This window comes from Pseudomonas sp. ICMP 3272 (assembly GCF_001466905.1).
GTDB lineage: Bacteria > Pseudomonadota > Gammaproteobacteria > Pseudomonadales > Pseudomonadaceae > Aquipseudomonas > Aquipseudomonas amygdali.
On the sequence record NZ_LKEK01000051.1, the window covers coordinates 1 to 17009 of the forward strand.

Genomic DNA, 17009 nt, shown 5'->3' on the forward strand with positions numbered 1-17009 from the left:
CTTTTTGGTCGGCATACATGCACCTCTAGCTACATGTTATGCCCGAACACAAAATTTCTGACAGTCTCACTAAACCCGATCACTGAGTTGTCAGCGATCGAGCCATCTTGGAAACGCTGACTCAAGCGCTCAAGCCAGCGGATTCTGACCCAACTGTAGGCAACGGAGCAAGGCACCGAGGCTTCTGTAGGACGTGTACTCGTTCCGCAACACGATCCGGTTTTTTACTTCATCCGGCTTGGTATTGCCCGACATCACCCCATAACTATCCCTGTCTCCATGAACCGCAAGGACAGACTATGACCAACTCAACCGAAACCGCCATCCTTGCCGGCGGCTGCTTCTGGGGCATGCAAGATTTGTTGCGACGCTACCCCGGCGTGCTGCATACGCGAGTCGGCTACACCGGTGGCGACGTACCGAACGCCACCTACCGCAACCATGGCAACCATGCCGAAGCGATTGAGATCGTGTTTGACCCGGCGGTAATCAGCTACCGGCAGATTCTTGAGTTCTTTTTCCAGATCCATGACCCGAGCACGCCTAACCGGCAGGGCAATGATCTTGGGCCGAGCTATCGTTCGGCGATTTACTACCTGAGCGAACAGCAACGGGATATTGCCGAAGATACCGCGGCTGACGTGGACGCCTCCAAGCTGTGGCCGGGGCGTGTGGTTACGCAAATCGAGCCCGCCAGCGAGTTCTGGGAGGCGGAGCCGGAGCATCAGGATTATCTGGAACGGATACCGAACGGGTATACCTGCCACTTCATCCGGCCAAACTGGAAGCTGCCCAAGCGGGCTTGAACCTGAATCTCACCGGGAAAGGCCGGGGTAGGGGAGAGCGCAAAGGCTGACCTGTATCTGAGAGATACCACCCAACAAACACAAAAGCCGCGCAATGCGCGGCTTTCAAAGGTGGTGGGCCCACACGGACTCGAACCGTGGGCCAAAGGATTATGAGTTGACTCGCGATTCTGCAAGCCAAGCAAAATCTGGCGTACGTTAGCACAGATACTACGAGCTGAACCTCCCGTATTTACTGATGTTCAGTGTATTTTACGGAAAACTGCGATAGCTGGGAGGTGTACCCTCGGTGTACCGAATGAGGGTTGCAAGACACGCAGCACTACGCACGAAAATCTTCAAGCGAGATTCTTAGCCAAGCGCACCGTGTGGATTGCGTAGACAGCTGGATTAGCTCGGCGGTAGCATCACTTTGCTACCTAGGCGATGTGTGGTGTCGGGTAGCTGCTTCTCGACCAGCGTGGTGGGTGTTTTTGGCTAGAGTGAATGGATTTCCAGATGAAGGATCTACTTGCATCAACCGTTATATCGACATGTATCGCTTTAATTGTGGTGCTGGCCGTACTTCATTTTGCGCCAGTGTCAGATATTTTAATCAGCCACTCTCAATTCGTACACGCTCGAGAAATAAAAGAGCTTGATACTTATGAGCAGTTGGTTGTAGAGCGAATGATTAGAGAAAAGACTCTGATCTCAGTGGATACGCTCTGGTCTCTGCAAGTATCTTTTTATCAGACAATGGTCAGTGTTTTGATTGCTTTGAACGCTGCCATTGTTGGTGGCGCGTTTGTTATTATCAGGAGCTCCTCTAGGGCAGAAGTTGTTAAAGAGTCAAAGGCTCACTTTGATGAATTTTCTAATACTGGCGGGCTTGCAAAAATAGTGGAGCGAAAGGCGAAGAAGGAACTTAATAAACTGAATGCTATTTATGGCGATTTATTCGACGGGTTGTCTGAACAAGATGCTATAGTTTCCGATCATGAAGCTAGGATCAAGGTGTCCGAAGATGCTATAATCCAAGTTAGCAGTCGGCTGGCAGAGCTAGACAAAGCTGAAACTTGTGCCAGTCGCGACGGTAAGATAACAGAGTAGGTAGGTAAATGGCTTTCATCCGAAAGAGTGGTAAACCCAAGTCGGCCGATGCTTCGCATCAAGGTGAAGTGTCTTCGGCTGATGAGAGGTTTACAGTTGATCAGTTGCTCGCTCTTGCGAAGCAATATGAAGTCGACGTATCTCCTTTGGATGTAAAAGCGCTATTGTCCGCTTTGGGTATTAGGCTCTTAAGCGTACCTATGAGTGACGACGTTTCAGGAATGCTGAGTCTCGCTGATAATGGTAAGGATTGGGTGGTGAAAGTAAATGCGCTGCATCACCCCAATAGACAAAGATTTACTATTGCACATGAAATTGCACATTTTTCTCGGCACAGATTCCAGCAGGTTGAGTTCAAAGACCTAAATTTTTTCAGGAATGGCGAAAGCAACCCAATGGAGGTTGAGGCCAATCGATTCGCTAGCGAGCTTTTGATGCCAGAATCGGCTTTTAGAGATAAGGTTAAAGTACTCTCCGGGAGTATTGAAGAAATCGCACTATACTTTAAGGTTTCAACCTTGGCAGTGCGCGTCCGAGCGAAAAATTTAGGAATGAAGGGACATGGATTGGAATAGTTTTATATATTTTCCCGTGCTTAAGACCAAAGATGCTGAGTTGAGAGCTATATCGGCCATAGACGTGTCTTATAGAAAGGACATGCTGCCTACTTACGAGATAACTAAGTCTAGGATTACAAAGAAAAACTCTATTGGCGATATTGTAAGGCGGCTTGAACAGATTAAAAATATTCAGGGCAAACTTCCTTATATTTTAGATGTGACAACCGACCCCAAGCAAAAAAATTCCCAGATAGAAAGTATATTGTCGCCAATCAATGGCTACGAATCCTGGAAGAGTTGGTTGGAGCTGAATTGTGGAGAACAGATAGTTCCCATGATTCACGTTAACTTTGAGTTGGATGAAGATTTGAGTGAGGCCAAGGCCTTTGTCGCTTCTGTGACGGCGAAATATGAAAGGATGGCTTTGCGTCTTCCTGCTGATCTGGAAGATGATGAATACGAAGATATAATAATTGATATCGTTTCAGCGCTGAGTGGTACTCGACTCTATATTCTCTTGGACGAAGGCTGTATCAGAGATCGAGCTAAGTCTAGCTTGGCACCAGTCACAAGCAACTATCAGCGAGCTTTCAATAAGATTTCTTCGTTGCCAGCTGCTGTTGAATGGCTGGAGAAAGTTGTCTGTGTTGCTGGCTCGTTCCCCTATCAAGTGTCTGCTGAGGGTAAAGACGATGAAGGGAACTTTGAAATCTATGAGCATTCTCTCTATCTGTCTCTAAAGCATAATCGACCAATGCTTCAGTTTGGAGATTATGCTTCAATAAATGTGAAGCAAATTGAAATGCGAGGCGGCACTTTTGTTCCGCGAATAGATTTTTGCACTTCGACAAGATTTTATTATTATCGAAAGCGACGGGATGTTGGTTCGTATATTTGGTGTGCGAAGCAAGTTGTGAAGAGTCCAGACTATGTTTCAAATGGTAGCTGGGGCGACAGTGAAATATCAAGTGCCGCAGCTGGAAGTCCCTCAGGGATTAGTCCGTCTTTCTGGATATCGGTCCGAGCATGCAACTATATGATTCGTAGAGTTAAAGAACTACGAATCTAACTTGTTTGGAGCTAAGCCCAAAGAAAAAACATCATCCAGAGTAAGTAGTCCGCCAGTCTCGTTTTTTATGTGATTGGTCTGGCTCCTATATTTTTGGATGATGTGTCGTCTGAATATATTTTTAATATCATCTTTTTTGTTAAGGCGAGAAATTTCTTCGCAAGTTTCAAGCTTTGACTTTTTTATAATTTTAAATTCTTTGCGCAATGTTTCAATAGGCATCGCGTCTAGCGTCACAATGGTGTTTGAGTTTTTTATTTGCTTGGGTTTTCGTATGCGCTTGACTCCGGAAGTTGAGCATAAATATATTCCGATCTTTTCAGGGGTAATCCTTCTTATCGAGGAAAGGTTTTTTGCATCGCATACTACATATACGTAGTCAAATAGCTGCTCATATGATTTAAGTTGCTCTGCCAATCTGTCTATTCGATCATAGGCGGATTTTATTTCATACCCTATGATCATTCCATCTTTCGCGGAAATAATGTCTGCACGTCGACGTCCAAAATGAAATGGATATTCAAAAAAAACAACGTCCGCACCTTCTTGTTTCAAAAGGTGATATCCAACAAGACGTTTTATTTCGGCTTCTTTCATATCATTCGATTTTTTAGGCTCTGTGTGTTTCAGAGCGCTGTAATTACAAGGCTTGTAGATTCTACACCACTTAACAGGTTTGGTCAGTAATTACTTTTCTGAACCGGATGTTGGCTTTTTATGGTTTGTAACTATGTTGGTTATGCCTGCGTCAGTTAAGATGTTCATGAGAATTGCCATTTCGTGTTCGGTACCTTTTGTTAATATGTCTTTGTATAGCTCAAGTGCGTATTCGTTATCTCTAGTGAGTACTTTTATTAAGTATTCTTGATGAGAAATATCTAGGGGGTGTTTCATGGTTAAGGGCTCGTGGTTATAGTCTGCATAATATTTAATGCGGCGGGTGGCAAGGTTTGATTTTGCCCATGTGGATGATCACCAGGACGCCGACACCCCTAGCTAGCTCAGCAGCGGACTTATGACCACAGTGGGACATCGTTGTTTCCTGACCGGCGCATACGTGCATATGTCCGCTCGTATGACGTGTTTGGGGAGATTCCTTTCCTCAAGTGTCGTGTGATCTAGCTAGGCATTTGCTGTTGATTCCGCTTCAAGAGGCGGCGGCGGCTTCGGGCCTCGCAGAGCAAGATGCCGTCGAACCGCAGGTGAGTAAGGGGCGGTGGTGGGGGGCGTAGCTGCGAAGCAGCGTAGGCCCACAACACACATCTTGCCGTCTCGTTGTAAGCGATTAAAGGAAATTTAAAACGCAAAATCTACCGTCTGCATTAATTTTCACTTAATTGCTTAAAGTTGCCTTAAGTTTCTTAAAGTTTCCTTGAGTTGCATATAGTTGCGTAGTCACCCCAAGAACGGCAACGCCGTGCCGGGTGCGATTCCTAAACAGATCGACAGGCCGGACAGACGGCCCAGCGCTCACCATTTCTAATGGAGAGGTGACTATGGATCTGTTTAAGTGTCCGGCTCGTATGGGCAAGCAGCCGCTTCGTATTGCTGCCGCATTTTCATCGTTGATGTGTGCGCAGCAGTGCTTTGCACAAATTCCTGTAACCGTTACCAGCCAGGTAACCGAATCCCCGATGACTATCGCTGAGTTTGCTTCTAACTCCACCCGTTGGAGCCAGCGGGTTCAACAGATGGCTTCTCAGATTGACCAGATGAAGCAGCAGTACGGGGCGATCACTGGCTCGCGAGGGCTCGGAAGAGTGTTCGATGATCCTCAGCTCCGAGAGTATCTGCCTCAAGAATGGCAAGCGGTGTATGACTCAGTGAAACGTGGCGGTTATACAGGCCTAGATGGCCGTGCGGAGACGATCTATGCAGATAACAAGGTGTTCGATGCATGCCAAAGTTTCGCTCAGGATGAACAACGTACTGCCTGCCAGGCGCAAGCCGTAAAACCATCACAGGACAAGGCTTTCGCATTGGATGCTTATGATCAAGCCAAAGGTAGGCTGCGTCAGCTCGATCAGCTCATGGGGAAAATTGATAAAACCCAAGACCCCAAAGGCATCGCCGAGCTACAGGGGCGCATTGCTGCAGAGCAAGCAATGATTCAAAACGAGCAGACCAAGTTGCAGATGTTCCAAATGGTGGCTCAGGCAGAGGACAAGGTACAGGAGCAGAGGCAGCGTGAATTGAATGCCCAGATTCTTGATAAGCGAGGATTCAAAACTCGCACCATGCTGAACCTGGGGGGAAATTGAAATGGTTTCGTACGCTCACATCCTCCCGATCATCGTTTGCTTCTTCATTCTCACGTCATTACGTAGATTCTGGTTGTCTATCGGCAGGTTCGGCGCTGTGAAAGAGGTGTCGCGGCGTGCCCCAGAACTGATTCAGAGTGATCTGCTCGCCGCCGCTGCGGCAGTGATGCCATTCCTCTTGGCGCTTGCTGATTGGCTCCAGATTGTCCCGCTTCGAGCAACAGGCCCGATTTCATCAACGCTTGCAGTTTTGATTTCATTTGCCTGCGCGCTTGCCTCGGCTCTTTTGGTTTCGAAGGCCGAAGCTCGCATTGCTGGTAGTTGAGCTGGTACAAGAGAAAGTGCCCTGCGCACGCTTGCCGCTTTGTAGATTATCGATACTGCCGAACTCGCTTACTCCCCTAAATACGCAGAACAGTTTCGAGCTAAGGCGCGTTGCGCATCGCCCCGGAACCTGAGCGTTGTCGAGCGGGAGGATCAGGAATGATTACCTCTCGTTGGTTGGTTTTGTTTCCCGTACTGCCAACAGGGTGCGGAGCGGATGAACCTGTCCGCTCTGTCGATTGGTACAAGGCTCATAACGCGGAAAGGGCGATCCATATTTCGGAATGTGAGCGTGATCCGGGAAGGCTTGCGTTGACGCAGAATTGCGTCAATGCCAAACAGGCCGAGAATGTGCTGCGGCTTGCCGAGCCAGGGTTCCGTAAGCGCGAGACTTTAGATTTGAAGGAGCAGTGACTATGCGCATCGCGCTTGATGCGGAAGGTTTTGGTTACTGTTGCCAGCCGGTTTTGCGGATCAAAGCCTTCCAAGTGCCGGAAGGAGTTTTGACTAATGTTGCCATCTGAAAGGACTCCAAAGGTGTACTGGCGCACCAGCACTGTACCGATTTTGTACCCTTGGACCATAGGACTGTATCAGTGGAGAACCACCCAGAAACGCGAAAGCCGCGCAATGCGCGGCTTTGGATGTGGTGGGCCCACACGGACTCGAACCGTGGACCAAAGGATTATGAGTCCTCTGCTCTAACCAACTGAGCTATGGGCCCTCAGTAGGCCGCGGATTATAACGGCGGTTTCGCGGCTGTGCTATCCGAAACGTCCGAAAGATTCATAAGAAGAAATCTCGCGCTGAATTCTTCGGGTTGAAGGGGCAGGCTGATGATGTAGCCCTGGATCTGTTCGCAGCCCTCGCGGGTCAGGAATTGCTGCTGTTCGCTGTTCTCTACGCCTTCTGCTATCACGGTCAGTTGCATGCTGCGCCCAAGGGCGATGATGGCGCGGACGATGGCGGCGTCGTGGGTGTCTTCGGGTAGGCCGCGAACGAAGGACTGGTCGATTTTGAGGATGTCCAGCGGCAGGCGTTTCAGGTAGCTCAGGGAGGAGTAGCCGGTACCGAAGTCGTCGATGGCCAGTTGCACACCGAGTTTCTTCAGTTTGTGCAGCACTGCCAGCGCTTCCTGGGTCTGGCTCATGATGAAGTTTTCGGTGATTTCCAGTTGCAGGCAGCCTGGCTCCAGGCCGTTGTCGGCCAGTAGTTGTTCGATGTGTTCGACAAGGTTCGTCTGGCGCAGTTGAGCGCCTGCAAGGTTGACTGACACTGGGCCGAACGGCTGGCAGGTTTTGCGCCATTTGCCCATCTGTTGGCAGGCCTGCTCCAGCACCCATTCGCCGATTTGCAGGATCATGCCGTTTTCTTCGGCCAGCGGTATGAAATGTTCGGGTGGCACGTCGCCGAAGGTCGGGTGGTTCCAGCGGATCAGCGCTTCTGCGCCTATCAGCGTGTGGGTCAGAAGGCTGATTTTGGGCTGGTAGGCCAGGGACAGCTGATTGCGGTCCAGCGCTCTTCTCAATTCCTGTTCAAGGGCAATACGTTCGCTGGCCTGTGTGGTCAGGTCGCAGGTGTAGCTTTCGACCCGATTGCGGCCCTTGGCCTTGGAGCGGTACATGGCGGCGTCGGCGTTTTTGACCAGTGTTGCTACGTCGGTGCCGTCAGTCGGGAAAACACAGCTGCCAATGCTCGGGCTGATGTAGAGCTCATGTTCGCCAGCTTCAAAAGGCGTGTTGAAGCAGGCCAGCAGTTTGTTGGCGATGGCTTGTGCGTCGCTGGGCTGCAGCAGGCCAGGTAACAGAACGATGAACTCGTCACCACCAAGGCGCGCGACCGTGTCTACATCGCGCAGGGTCTCCTTGAGCCGGTGTGCGATGCCCTTGAGCAGCAGATCGCCGACCGGATGGCCCAGGCTGTCGTTGATGTGTTTGAAGCGGTCCAGATCGAGGAACAGCACTGCGCCAAGGCTGCCGGATTCTTCGCTGTGCAGTAATGCCGATTGAAGGCGACTCTCGAACAGGGTTCGGTTGGGCAGACCGGTGAGCGGGTCGTGGTGGGCCTGGTAGTCGAGGCGCGCCTGGGCGTGTTTGAGGCTGGAGATGTCAGCGAAGACGGCGACGAAATGGGTGGTGAGGTTGGCTTTGTTGCGCACTGCATTGATCGTCAGCCAGCTTGGGTAGAGCTCGCCGTTCTTGCGTCGGTTGCTGATCTCGCCCTGCCAGTGGCCATCGGCTGCAAGTTGATGCCACATTGAGGCATAGAACGCGCTGTCATGCTGGCCTGAGGCGAGCAGGCGAGGCGTCTGGCCGATGGCTTCGCTCTCGCTGTAGCCGGTAATCTCAGTGAAGGCACGGTTTACTGCATTGATGCGCTGGTTGGTGTCGGTAATGAGCACGCCCTCGGCTGTGCTCTCGAACACCGTTGCAGCCAAGTGCAGTTTTTCCTGCATTTGTCTGCTTTCGGTTATATCCCGTGCAATCGTCAGCAGGCAGTCGTCGCCTGCGATGACGATCGGGTGCGAGGACAGTTCGCACAGTTTGATACTGCCATCAACATTACGAAGCCGGGCCCTGAAGTCCCGGACGGAGCCGTGCCGCTTCAGTTGCTCAATGAGCCTGGAGCGGTCGCCCAGATCCACCCAGACACCCAGGTCGAATGTCGAGTGCTCAAGGCAGTACGCTTCGCTATACCCCGTGATGCGGCAGAAACCTTCATTCACCTCCAAAAGCATCCCGTCCTGCTGGCGGGTGATAGCCAGCCCGTCAGGCGAGGCATGAAAAGCCTTGGCGAATTTTTCTTCGGAAAGTTGAAGTTGCTGCTGGGCCTGCTTGCGCTGGGTGATATCACGCACTATCACCAGTACGGCTGGCGTCGAGCTCTGGTCGAAAGGCTGGGCGGACATGAGCCCGGAAAAGGTTTCGCCGTTCTTGCGCCGAAAGGGTATCTCCAGGTTATGAATGTTGCCTGTCTGCAGTTGCTGCAAAACTTTTGGGCCTATACCTGGCACTGCCCACAAATCCAGTTGGGTGGGCGTTTTCCCAATCACTTCGTCAAGGGCGAGGCCGGTCCGTTCAACGAATGCCGCGTTGGCATCCATGATATGCCCGTCGGCAAGGCTTGCGATAATCATGGCATCCGGGCACTGAGCAAAGACCGAGGCGAATTTTCCCTCGGACAGGCACGACGCTTCCCGGTCATTGGTATCGATTATTACTTCACGCATATGCGGCTTACGTCCGTGTTTGACTATCGCTGATATTGTTGTGGCGTGAATTTGTAACAATCACTGGTCAAGGCTGGACTGAGAAGCGCTTGTGTCCTGTGTGATACATAGTTGTAGGTCAATTCGTTAGGGCCTGCAATTAGACCGACGTCTGACATCTGTTTGATTTGATCAATTGACGACTGGACCTGCAAATCCGGATTTCTTTTCCCGGAAACGCAAAACCCCCGGCAGGCCGGGGGTTTTGTTGACTCGCTGGTGCGATTACTCGTCGAGGAACGAGCGCAGGTGCTCGCTTCTTGTAGGGTGACGCAGCTTGCGCAGTGCCTTGGCTTCTATCTGACGAATCCGCTCGCGGGTAACGTCAAACTGCTTACCGACCTCTTCAAGCGTGTGATCGGTATTCATGTCGATGCCGAAACGCATACGCAGAACCTTGGCTTCACGGGCGGTAAGGCCCGACAGCACTTCGCGTGTCGCTTCTTTCAGGCTTTCAACAGTGGCGACATCGATTGGCGACTGCATGGTCGAGTCTTCGATGAAGTCACCCAGATGCGAATCTTCGTCGTCGCCGATCGGGGTTTCCATGGAGATCGGCTCTTTTGCGATCTTCAATACCTTGCGGATTTTGTCCTCAGGCATTTCCATGCGTTCGCCCAGCTCTTCCGGGGTCGGTTCGCGACCCATTTCCTGCAGCATCTGCCGGGAAATACGGTTGAGCTTGTTGATCGTCTCGATCATGTGCACCGGAATACGAATGGTGCGGGCCTGGTCGGCAATCGAGCGAGTGATCGCCTGACGGATCCACCAGGTGGCATAGGTCGAGAACTTGTAACCACGACGGTATTCGAACTTGTCCACAGCCTTCATCAAGCCGATGTTGCCTTCCTGGATCAGATCGAGGAATTGCAGGCCACGGTTGGTGTACTTCTTGGCGATGGAGATCACCAGACGCAAGTTCGCTTCAACCATCTCTTTCTTCGCGCGGCGGGCCTTGGCCTCACCGATTGACATGCGACGGTTGATGTCCTTGATCTCGGCTATTTTCAGGCCGGTTTCTTCTTCCAATGCCGACAGCTTCTGCTGGCAACGCTGGATGTCAGGCTGCAGACGACCAATGGCTTCGGCGTATTTGCTCTTGCCCTTGGCCAGTGCGTCAGTCCAGCTTTCGTCAACTTCGTTGCCCGGGAACTGGCGAAGGAAGTCGGCGCGCGGCATACGTGCATCACGTACACACAGCTGCATGATGGCGCGTTCCTGAGCACGAAGACGCTCAAGAGCACCCCGCACACGCTCTACCAGACCTTCAAACTGCTTTGGAACCAGTTTGATCGGCATGAACAGTTCGGCAAGTGCAACCATTTCGGCAATGGCGTGCTTGTCGTCGCGACCGAATTTCTTCAGCGCCTTGCGGGTGATTTCCATTTGATCGGAAACCGCACCGAAGCGCTGCTGGGCGATGACCGGATCGGGACCGCTTTCGACTTCGTCTTCGTCGTCGCTGGCGTCTGCCGATTCTTCCTCGTCGTCATCGGTGCCTTCGGCCTTGACGGCTTTGGGGTCGACAGGCGGAGGTACTTCGGCAGGCGGCGCAATGCCGTCGTCCGGGTCGATATAGCCGCTCAGAACATCGGAGAGGCGACCGCCTTCACTGGTGACACGTGTGTATTCGGAAAGAATATGGTCAACCGTGCCAGGGAAGTGCGCAATTGCGCCCATCACTTCACGGATGCCTTCTTCGATACGTTTGGCGATTTCGATTTCGCCTTCACGGGTCAGAAGTTCAACGGTGCCCATTTCACGCATGTACATACGAACGGGATCGGTGGTACGCCCGATGTCGGTCTCTACCGCTGCCAACGCTGCAGCCGCTTCTTCTGCGGCTGCCTCGTCGGTATCGGCGTCGGCCAGCATCAAGGCGTCCGCATCCGGAGCACTCTCGTGTACCGGGATCCCCATGTCGTTGATCATGCGGATGATGTCTTCCACCTGCTCGGGATCTGAAATATCCTCGGGCAAGTGGTCGTTGACCTCTGCGTAAGTCAGATACTTCTGCTCACGACCCAGGGTGATCAACTCTTTGATACGAGATTGCTGTTGCGCTTTTCCGGACATAACACCCTATCCACTGAAGGTCTTGGCGGGCAAAAAACAAGCCGAGGATTATACCCGAGCTATGACCTCACGCGCCAGTTGAGGTCGGGGTTTGTGCGGGAACATTGCGATTTAGCAGTTCCCTAAGCTGAATTTTCTCTTCTGCGCTCAACTCGGTTTGACGAGCCTTGCTGATCAGATGTTCCAGACTGCGCTCGCGTTGGCGAGCGGATAAGCTAGTTATAGTGTCGAAAAACTGTTGTTCAAGGTTGTCGGCCTCAATCAGCCATTCCTTTTCTGCCAGAGCGCGCAACAAACGGCCCTGTTCAGTCCCGTGCCACCTCGCTATCAACTGTAACGACCGCAGGTTGGGATTCTTTTGCCTGGCTTCGATAAGGGCGACCAGCAGTTGCGCGTTAGATTGGTCTTCTGCAGCGAAATGGCTGGCATTTTCGACCTTTTCGGCCAGTTCAGGGTGATGCAGCAATGTTCTCAGTGCGGCCTGCATGGGTGGCTCGACAGCGGTCGGTACACGCGGCGTTCGAGGTTCGAAGTCCTGGCGCTTGCCTTTTTTGCCCCAGGATTTGTTGTCCCATTTTTTTTGATTCTGACCGCCGGTTTTCTTTGGCGTCCATTCCTGCTGTGGCTCATAACCGCCTTGAGACTGGTAATCGGCAAAGTCAGGCATGGCGTCGTAATCGACATAGGGGTCGTAGCTCGGTGGCGCATCCACCGGCGCGCTCTGTACCAACTGACTGACGGCCTCGCCGGTAAGCCCGGTAATTTCGGTCAGGCGTTTGCGCATCAGAATGCGCAGGTTCGCCCCAGGCACTTTATCGATGAGTGGTGCCGCGAGGGTGGCCATGTGCGCCTTGCCTTCCAGCGAGCGCGGGTCAGACTCTTTGGTCAGTTGCTCGAAAAAATAATCGGCCAGTGGCTGGGCGTGCTGATTGATGCGCGCCTTGAACGCGTCGGTGCCTTCGGAGCGCACCAGCGTGTCCGGGTCTTCGCCCTCGGGAAGAAACAAAAAGCGCGCCCGACGCCCGTCCTGCAGGTTCGACAGGGTGGCTTCCAGTGCCCGCCACGCGGCATTGCGCCCGGCCTGATCGCCGTCGAAGCAGAACAGCACGTTGGGCACGACCCGGAACAGGCGTTTCAAATGCTCCTCGCTGGTCGCGGTACCCAGCGTGGCCACGGCATTGCGTAAACCTTGCTGCGCCAGGGCGATGACGTCCATGTAGCCTTCAACGACGATGATTTCATCGAGGTTGCGATTGAATTTGCGGGCTTCGAACAGCCCGTACAGCTCCTGGCCCTTGTGGAAAACCGGTGTTTCCGGCGAGTTCAGGTACTTGGGCTTGTCATCACCCAGTACGCGACCGCCAAAGGCGATGACGCGTCCGCGCGAGTCGCGTATCGGAAACATCACCCGGTCACGGAAGCGATCATAGCGTTTGCCGGTTTCGGCGTTCTCGATCAGCAGACCGGCATCGATCATGACCTTTTGCTGCAGTGAGTCGCTGCTCAGGTGCTTGTACAGGTTGTCCCAGCCTGGCGGAGCAAAGCCCAGACCAAAGTCTCTGGCGATTTCACCGGACAGCCCGCGGCCTTTGAGGTAATCCACCGCTGCCTTGCGCGATGGATGGCTTTTCAAGGCCTGGCGATAGAACTCGGCGGCGGCAGTCAGCAGCGGGTAGAGCGGGGAGTCGGTTGGCTGGCGGGGCTTCTGGCCTTTTACGCCCTGTTCGCGAGGCACTTCCATGCCTGCTGCTTTGGCGAGGTCTTCGACAGCCTGGGGGAAATCCAGATTGTCGTGATCCATGATGAAGCCGAGCGCGTTGCCGCCAGCGCCGCAACCGAAGCAGTAATAGAACTGTTTGTCCGGGCTGACGCTGAAAGAGGGTGTTTTCTCTTTGTGGAACGGGCAGCAGGCGGTGTAGTTCTTCCCGGCTTTCTTGAGCTGCACGCGCGAACTGACTATATCGACAATGTCGGTGCGGTTCAGAAGGTCGTCGATAAAGCTCTGGGGAATCAGCCCGGCCATGGCGTTCTCATCATTCAAGCGTGGTGCAAAAGTATCGGGAGACTCTACGAGCGTTCCGTCAGCCTGTCAGCCGTCTTTTTGAAGACGTGGGCAATCAACGGGCACGTCTTTGCATCCGATGGGCGGTGTGGGCCTGAAAGGGGAATAAACTTGAGCCTGCGGGCAGGTCATAAGGCTTCACGCTGGGTGTCCACCTGAGGGTGACAAAACCCGGTTACATAAGCCTGGGTGCCACGGAAGACGCTGCCTTGGCTGAGCTTCTTGCGAAGTCATCAAGGCATACTCGTCTTGTCATCGGCCGTCTGCTGCCCGAGTGGGCATGGCCAATGTAGCCTGTGAACAGGCTGGACGTGCTTGATTGAATGTCTGAGTCGCATCGGCGGCCTGGACGGGGTCAATCAATCTAGCTAACGCGCAATCCAGTTAACGCAAAAAAGCGAAGCTGGAACTGCCGACAGCCCGGCTGGTTGGCCGGGCAAGGCAGAAGCTTGCGACGAAGGTCTGTAAATTAATACAGACGAACGGCGCGGCGCTGTTCGCGCTGGACTTTCTTGGCGTGGCGTTTGACAGCAGCTGCTGCCTTGCGCTTACGCTCCGAAGTCGGCTTCTCGTAAAATTCGCGGCTACGAACTTCAGCCAGAACACCGGCTTTTTCGCAGGAGCGCTTGAAACGACGCAGAGCTACGTCGAAGGGTTCGTTCTCTTTAACTTTGACGGCTGGCATCCAGAGCTACCTTCATTCATTACCGGGGTCAACGCTTAGTGCAAACACTGCACAAAAGTACGTCGGTTTTTAAGGGTTGCGGATGTTAACCCCTCATTGAGAGGAATGCAAAGCCTCTGATCGAAAACCGCTGGTCGGCACCTCGGTCGACGACTATTATGCGCGCCTTCAAATCTGCCCCCTACAAGGCGCAACCCCATGCTAGTACTGGGATTAGAAACCTCCTGCGACGAAACCGGTGTCGCGTTGTACGACAGCGAACGCGGTTTGCTCGCGGACGCATTATTCAGCCAGATCGACCTGCATCGGGCCTACGGCGGTGTGGTGCCGGAACTGGCTTCGCGCGATCACGTCAAGCGCATGCTGCCGCTGATTCGCCAGACACTGGCCGAGGCGGACTGCGTGGCCACTGACATCGACGCCATTGCCTACACGGCCGGACCGGGTCTGGTAGGTGCATTGCTGGTCGGCACCTCGTGCGCTCAGGCGCTGGCATTCGCCTGGGATATCCCGGCGTTGGGCGTTCACCACATGGAAGGCCATTTGCTGGCCCCGATGCTGGAAGAAAACCCGCCACAGTTCCCGTTCGTCGCGTTGCTGGTGTCCGGTGGACACACGCAACTGGTCCGCGTCGATGGCATCGGTCAGTACGAACTGCTGGGCGAGACGCTGGATGATGCAGCAGGCGAGGCGTTCGACAAGACCGCCAAGATGATGGGCATGCAGTATCCAGGCGGCCCGGAGATTTCCAAGGCGGCGATGCAGGGCGTGGCGGGGCGTTTTGTCTTTCCCCGACCAATGACCGATCGCCCCGGGCTGGAATTCAGTTTCAGCGGCTTGAAAACTTCTGCGCTCAATACCTGGCAGCAATGTCAGGGCGCTGGAGACGACAGCGAGCAAACCCGCTGCGACATCGCTCTGGCGTTCCAGCAGGCGGTAGTGGAGACTTTGACCATCAAGTGCAAGCGTGCGCTCAAACAGACCGGCCTCAAGAGCCTGGTTATTGCGGGCGGCGTCAGCGCCAACAAGGCATTGCGGGCTTCGCTGGAAAGCATGCTCGGCGACCTGCGCGGCAATGTTTACTACGCACGACCCGAGTTCTGTACTGATAACGGCGCAATGATCGCCTTTGCCGGCTGTCAGCGTTTGCAGGCAGGGCAGAAGGAAGATTTGAGCATCAGCGTGCAGGCGCGTTGGCCCATGGAGCAGTTGCCGGGGCTGTGAGGGCAGGCGAGGGTGAAATGATTTCAGGTTGCCCCTCAGAAATGTCGTTCGCGCCCGGCGAGCAGGTCGCGTAGATTGCCGCGATGGCGCCAGACGATGAGCAGCGTCAGCACGCTCATCGGTAACAGCGCATGAGGTTCTTGCCATGCCAGTAATGGCAGGGTCAGCGGTGTGGCAATCAGGGCGGCAAGCGAGCTGGTGCGGGTCAGGTAGAGCGTCAGCAGCCAGGCGACTATCGCCAGGGCAGCGGCGGGCGGGTACAGGCCCAGCAGCACACCGGCGGCGGTCGCTACGCCTTTGCCGCCGCGAAAGCGGAAGTACAACGGGAACAGATGGCCCAGCACTGCACAGACGCCGATCCAGCCTTGTTGCGCGATGTTCAGGTTCCAGGCGCTGGCGATCAGGATCGGCAGCAGGCCTTTGCAAAGGTCGCCAAGCAGGGTCAGGATGGCCAGTTTTTTTCCGGCCAGACGCAGCATGTTGGTAGCACCGGCATTGCCCGAGCCACTGGCGCGCGGGTCTGGCCTGCCGCTCAGGCGGCTGAGCAGAATGGCGAAGGACAGCGAGCCAAGCAGGTAGGCGAAGGTGGCCAGTAACCAAAACATGCTAACCATTCCGGGCGAGGATGCCCTGATTCTAACGGCGCATCGCGCCCTTGTCGTGCAGTGGAGAGTAGTGCTTGGACAGAGTTTTCATCGAGGGCCTTGAGGTTGATACGGTCATCGGCGCCTATGACTGGGAGCGCGGCATTCGTCAGTGCCTGCGTCTGGACCTCAGCTTCGCCTGGGACAATCGCCCTGCAGCGGCAGGCGACGACCTGAGCAAGGCCCTTGACTACGCCAGTGTTTCGACACGTATTCAGGCTTTCGCCGAGCAGGCTCAGTTTCAGTTGGTAGAGACCTTCGCTGAGCGGCTGGCTGAAGTGCTGATGAGCGAATTCAATATTCCCTGGCTGCGTCTGAAACTGACCAAGCCGGGTGCCGTAGCCGCCGCTGCCGGTGTGGGCGTGGAGATCGAGCGCGGATGTCGCTGACGCGGATTTTCCTCGGCCTGGGGAGCAATATCGAGCGCGAACGTCATCTGCATGCCGGGCTGGATGCACTGGATGGCTTTCTGACTGACCTCCATTGCTCGCCGGTTTTTGAAAGCCATGCGGTGGGCATCAAGAGCGGTCCATTCTTCAATCTGGTGGTGTCGGCGCTGACCGACCTGCCGTTGATGGAGCTGGATCGCCGCCTGAAATTCATCGAAGCGGACAATGGCCGCTATGCCCCGGATCGCAAAGGGCTGCCGCTGGATATCGATGTGCTGTTGTATGGCGAGCAGGTCGGCAATTTCGACGGGCTGATTTTGCCCAGAGCGGAGATTCTGAAGAATGCCTTCGTGCTGTGCCCATTGGCATTGATTGCCCCTGAACGCCTGCATCCGGGTGTCGGTATTGCCTTCAGCAAGCTTTGGGCTGACGCGCAGATCGATCAGCAGCTCTGGCCGGTAGCGTTTGAGTGGCGCGGAGTGGGTCTTACGCCTGAGAGTCTGCTGCGTAGCTGAGTCGGTGTGTGGCTCTCGGGTGCTGAAGACCGGA

General features: G+C 54.1%; 16 protein-coding genes, 1 tRNA gene and 1 pseudogene. 10 read left to right on the plus strand and 8 right to left on the minus strand.

Annotated elements, in window-relative coordinates; all coding sequences use genetic code 11:
* The first annotated feature begins 299 nt into the window (after positions 1–299).
* From msrA to AO068_RS12705, 4 genes are all read left to right on the plus strand, one after another.
* Positions 300–806 (plus strand): peptide-methionine (S)-S-oxide reductase MsrA, encoded by a 507-nt coding sequence (msrA, locus tag AO068_RS12690; protein ID WP_024663355.1) that lies wholly within the window; start codon positions 300–302, stop codon positions 804–806.
* A 498-nt stretch (positions 807–1304) separates the two neighbouring features.
* A complete protein-coding gene (locus tag AO068_RS12695) occupies positions 1305–1898 on the plus strand; it encodes a hypothetical protein (RefSeq protein ID WP_058408536.1) in 594 nt (197 codons plus the stop codon).
* A gap of 8 nt (positions 1899–1906) precedes the next feature.
* Complete coding sequence (locus AO068_RS12700; RefSeq protein ID WP_058408537.1) at positions 1907–2473, plus strand: ImmA/IrrE family metallo-endopeptidase; 567 nt, start codon at positions 1907–1909, stop codon at positions 2471–2473.
* Complete coding sequence (locus tag AO068_RS12705) at positions 2460–3527, plus strand: beta family protein (protein ID WP_058408538.1); 1068 nt, start codon at positions 2460–2462, stop codon at positions 3525–3527. Before AO068_RS12700 ends, AO068_RS12705 begins: the two co-directional genes overlap by 14 nt.
* Here AO068_RS12705 and AO068_RS12710 read toward each other — a convergent pair.
* The gene (locus AO068_RS12710) at positions 3516–4124 is read right to left on the minus strand and encodes a sce7726 family protein (RefSeq protein ID WP_058408539.1); all 609 of its coding nucleotides are present in this window, start codon (positions 4122–4124) and stop codon (positions 3516–3518) included. The two genes, AO068_RS12705 and AO068_RS12710, sit on opposite strands and share 12 nt — an antisense overlap.
* Before the next feature lie 899 nt (positions 4125–5023).
* Here AO068_RS12710 and virB5 point away from each other — a divergent pair.
* From virB5 to AO068_RS12730, 3 genes are all read left to right on the plus strand, one after another.
* Positions 5024–5788, plus strand: a complete 765-nt coding sequence (gene virB5, locus AO068_RS12720) for a P-type DNA transfer protein VirB5 (RefSeq protein WP_083509076.1) — start codon at positions 5024–5026, stop codon at positions 5786–5788.
* A gap of 1 nt (position 5789) precedes the next feature.
* Positions 5790–6113, plus strand: a complete 324-nt coding sequence (locus AO068_RS12725; protein ID WP_236717211.1) for a hypothetical protein — start codon at positions 5790–5792, stop codon at positions 6111–6113.
* A gap of 158 nt (positions 6114–6271) precedes the next feature.
* Positions 6272–6526: an EexN family lipoprotein gene (locus AO068_RS12730; RefSeq protein ID WP_058408541.1), complete on the plus strand. Its 255-nt coding sequence runs from the start codon at positions 6272–6274 to the stop codon at positions 6524–6526.
* A gap of 5 nt (positions 6527–6531) precedes the next feature.
* On the opposite strand, the pseudogene AO068_RS29255 reads toward AO068_RS12730, so the two are convergent.
* From AO068_RS29255 to rpsU, 6 genes and pseudogenes are all read right to left on the minus strand, one after another.
* Positions 6532–6632 (minus strand): annotated as a pseudogene (locus AO068_RS29255) (integrase); the annotation flags it as partial.
* Between the two features lie 127 nt (positions 6633–6759).
* A tRNA-Ile gene (locus AO068_RS12735) sits at positions 6760–6836 on the minus strand.
* A gap of 15 nt (positions 6837–6851) precedes the next feature.
* The gene (locus AO068_RS12740; protein WP_161936586.1) at positions 6852–9329 is read right to left on the minus strand and encodes a bifunctional diguanylate cyclase/phosphodiesterase; all 2478 of its coding nucleotides are present in this window, start codon (positions 9327–9329) and stop codon (positions 6852–6854) included.
* Positions 9330–9605: 276 nt separating this feature from the next.
* Positions 9606–11456 (minus strand): RNA polymerase sigma factor RpoD, encoded by a 1851-nt coding sequence (rpoD, locus tag AO068_RS12745; RefSeq protein WP_002551876.1) that lies wholly within the window; start codon positions 11454–11456, stop codon positions 9606–9608.
* Between the two features lie 67 nt (positions 11457–11523).
* Positions 11524–13479, minus strand: a complete 1956-nt coding sequence (dnaG, locus tag AO068_RS12750; RefSeq protein WP_058408542.1) for a DNA primase — start codon at positions 13477–13479, stop codon at positions 11524–11526.
* Between the two features lie 508 nt (positions 13480–13987).
* The gene (rpsU, locus tag AO068_RS12755; RefSeq protein ID WP_002551877.1) at positions 13988–14203 is read right to left on the minus strand and encodes a 30S ribosomal protein S21; all 216 of its coding nucleotides are present in this window, start codon (positions 14201–14203) and stop codon (positions 13988–13990) included.
* 198 nt (positions 14204–14401) lie between these two features.
* On the opposite strand from rpsU, the gene tsaD reads away from it, so the two are divergent.
* A complete protein-coding gene (gene tsaD, locus AO068_RS12760; RefSeq protein WP_058408543.1) occupies positions 14402–15427 on the plus strand; it encodes a tRNA (adenosine(37)-N6)-threonylcarbamoyltransferase complex transferase subunit TsaD in 1026 nt (341 codons plus the stop codon).
* Between the two features lie 35 nt (positions 15428–15462).
* Here tsaD and plsY read toward each other — a convergent pair whose 3' ends face one another.
* Positions 15463–16032, minus strand: a complete 570-nt coding sequence (gene plsY, locus AO068_RS12765) for a glycerol-3-phosphate 1-O-acyltransferase PlsY (RefSeq protein ID WP_058408544.1) — start codon at positions 16030–16032, stop codon at positions 15463–15465.
* A 74-nt stretch (positions 16033–16106) separates the two neighbouring features.
* On the opposite strand from plsY, the gene folB reads away from it, so the two are divergent.
* On the plus strand, positions 16107–16460 hold the full coding sequence (gene folB / locus AO068_RS12770; protein ID WP_002551880.1) for a dihydroneopterin aldolase: 354 nt from the start codon (positions 16107–16109) through the stop codon (positions 16458–16460).
* Entirely contained in the window at positions 16451–16975 is a 525-nt protein-coding gene (gene folK, locus AO068_RS12775; protein WP_058400997.1) for a 2-amino-4-hydroxy-6-hydroxymethyldihydropteridine diphosphokinase, read from the plus strand. Before folB ends, folK begins: the two co-directional genes overlap by 10 nt.
* The last annotated feature ends 34 nt before the right edge of the window (positions 16976–17009 follow it).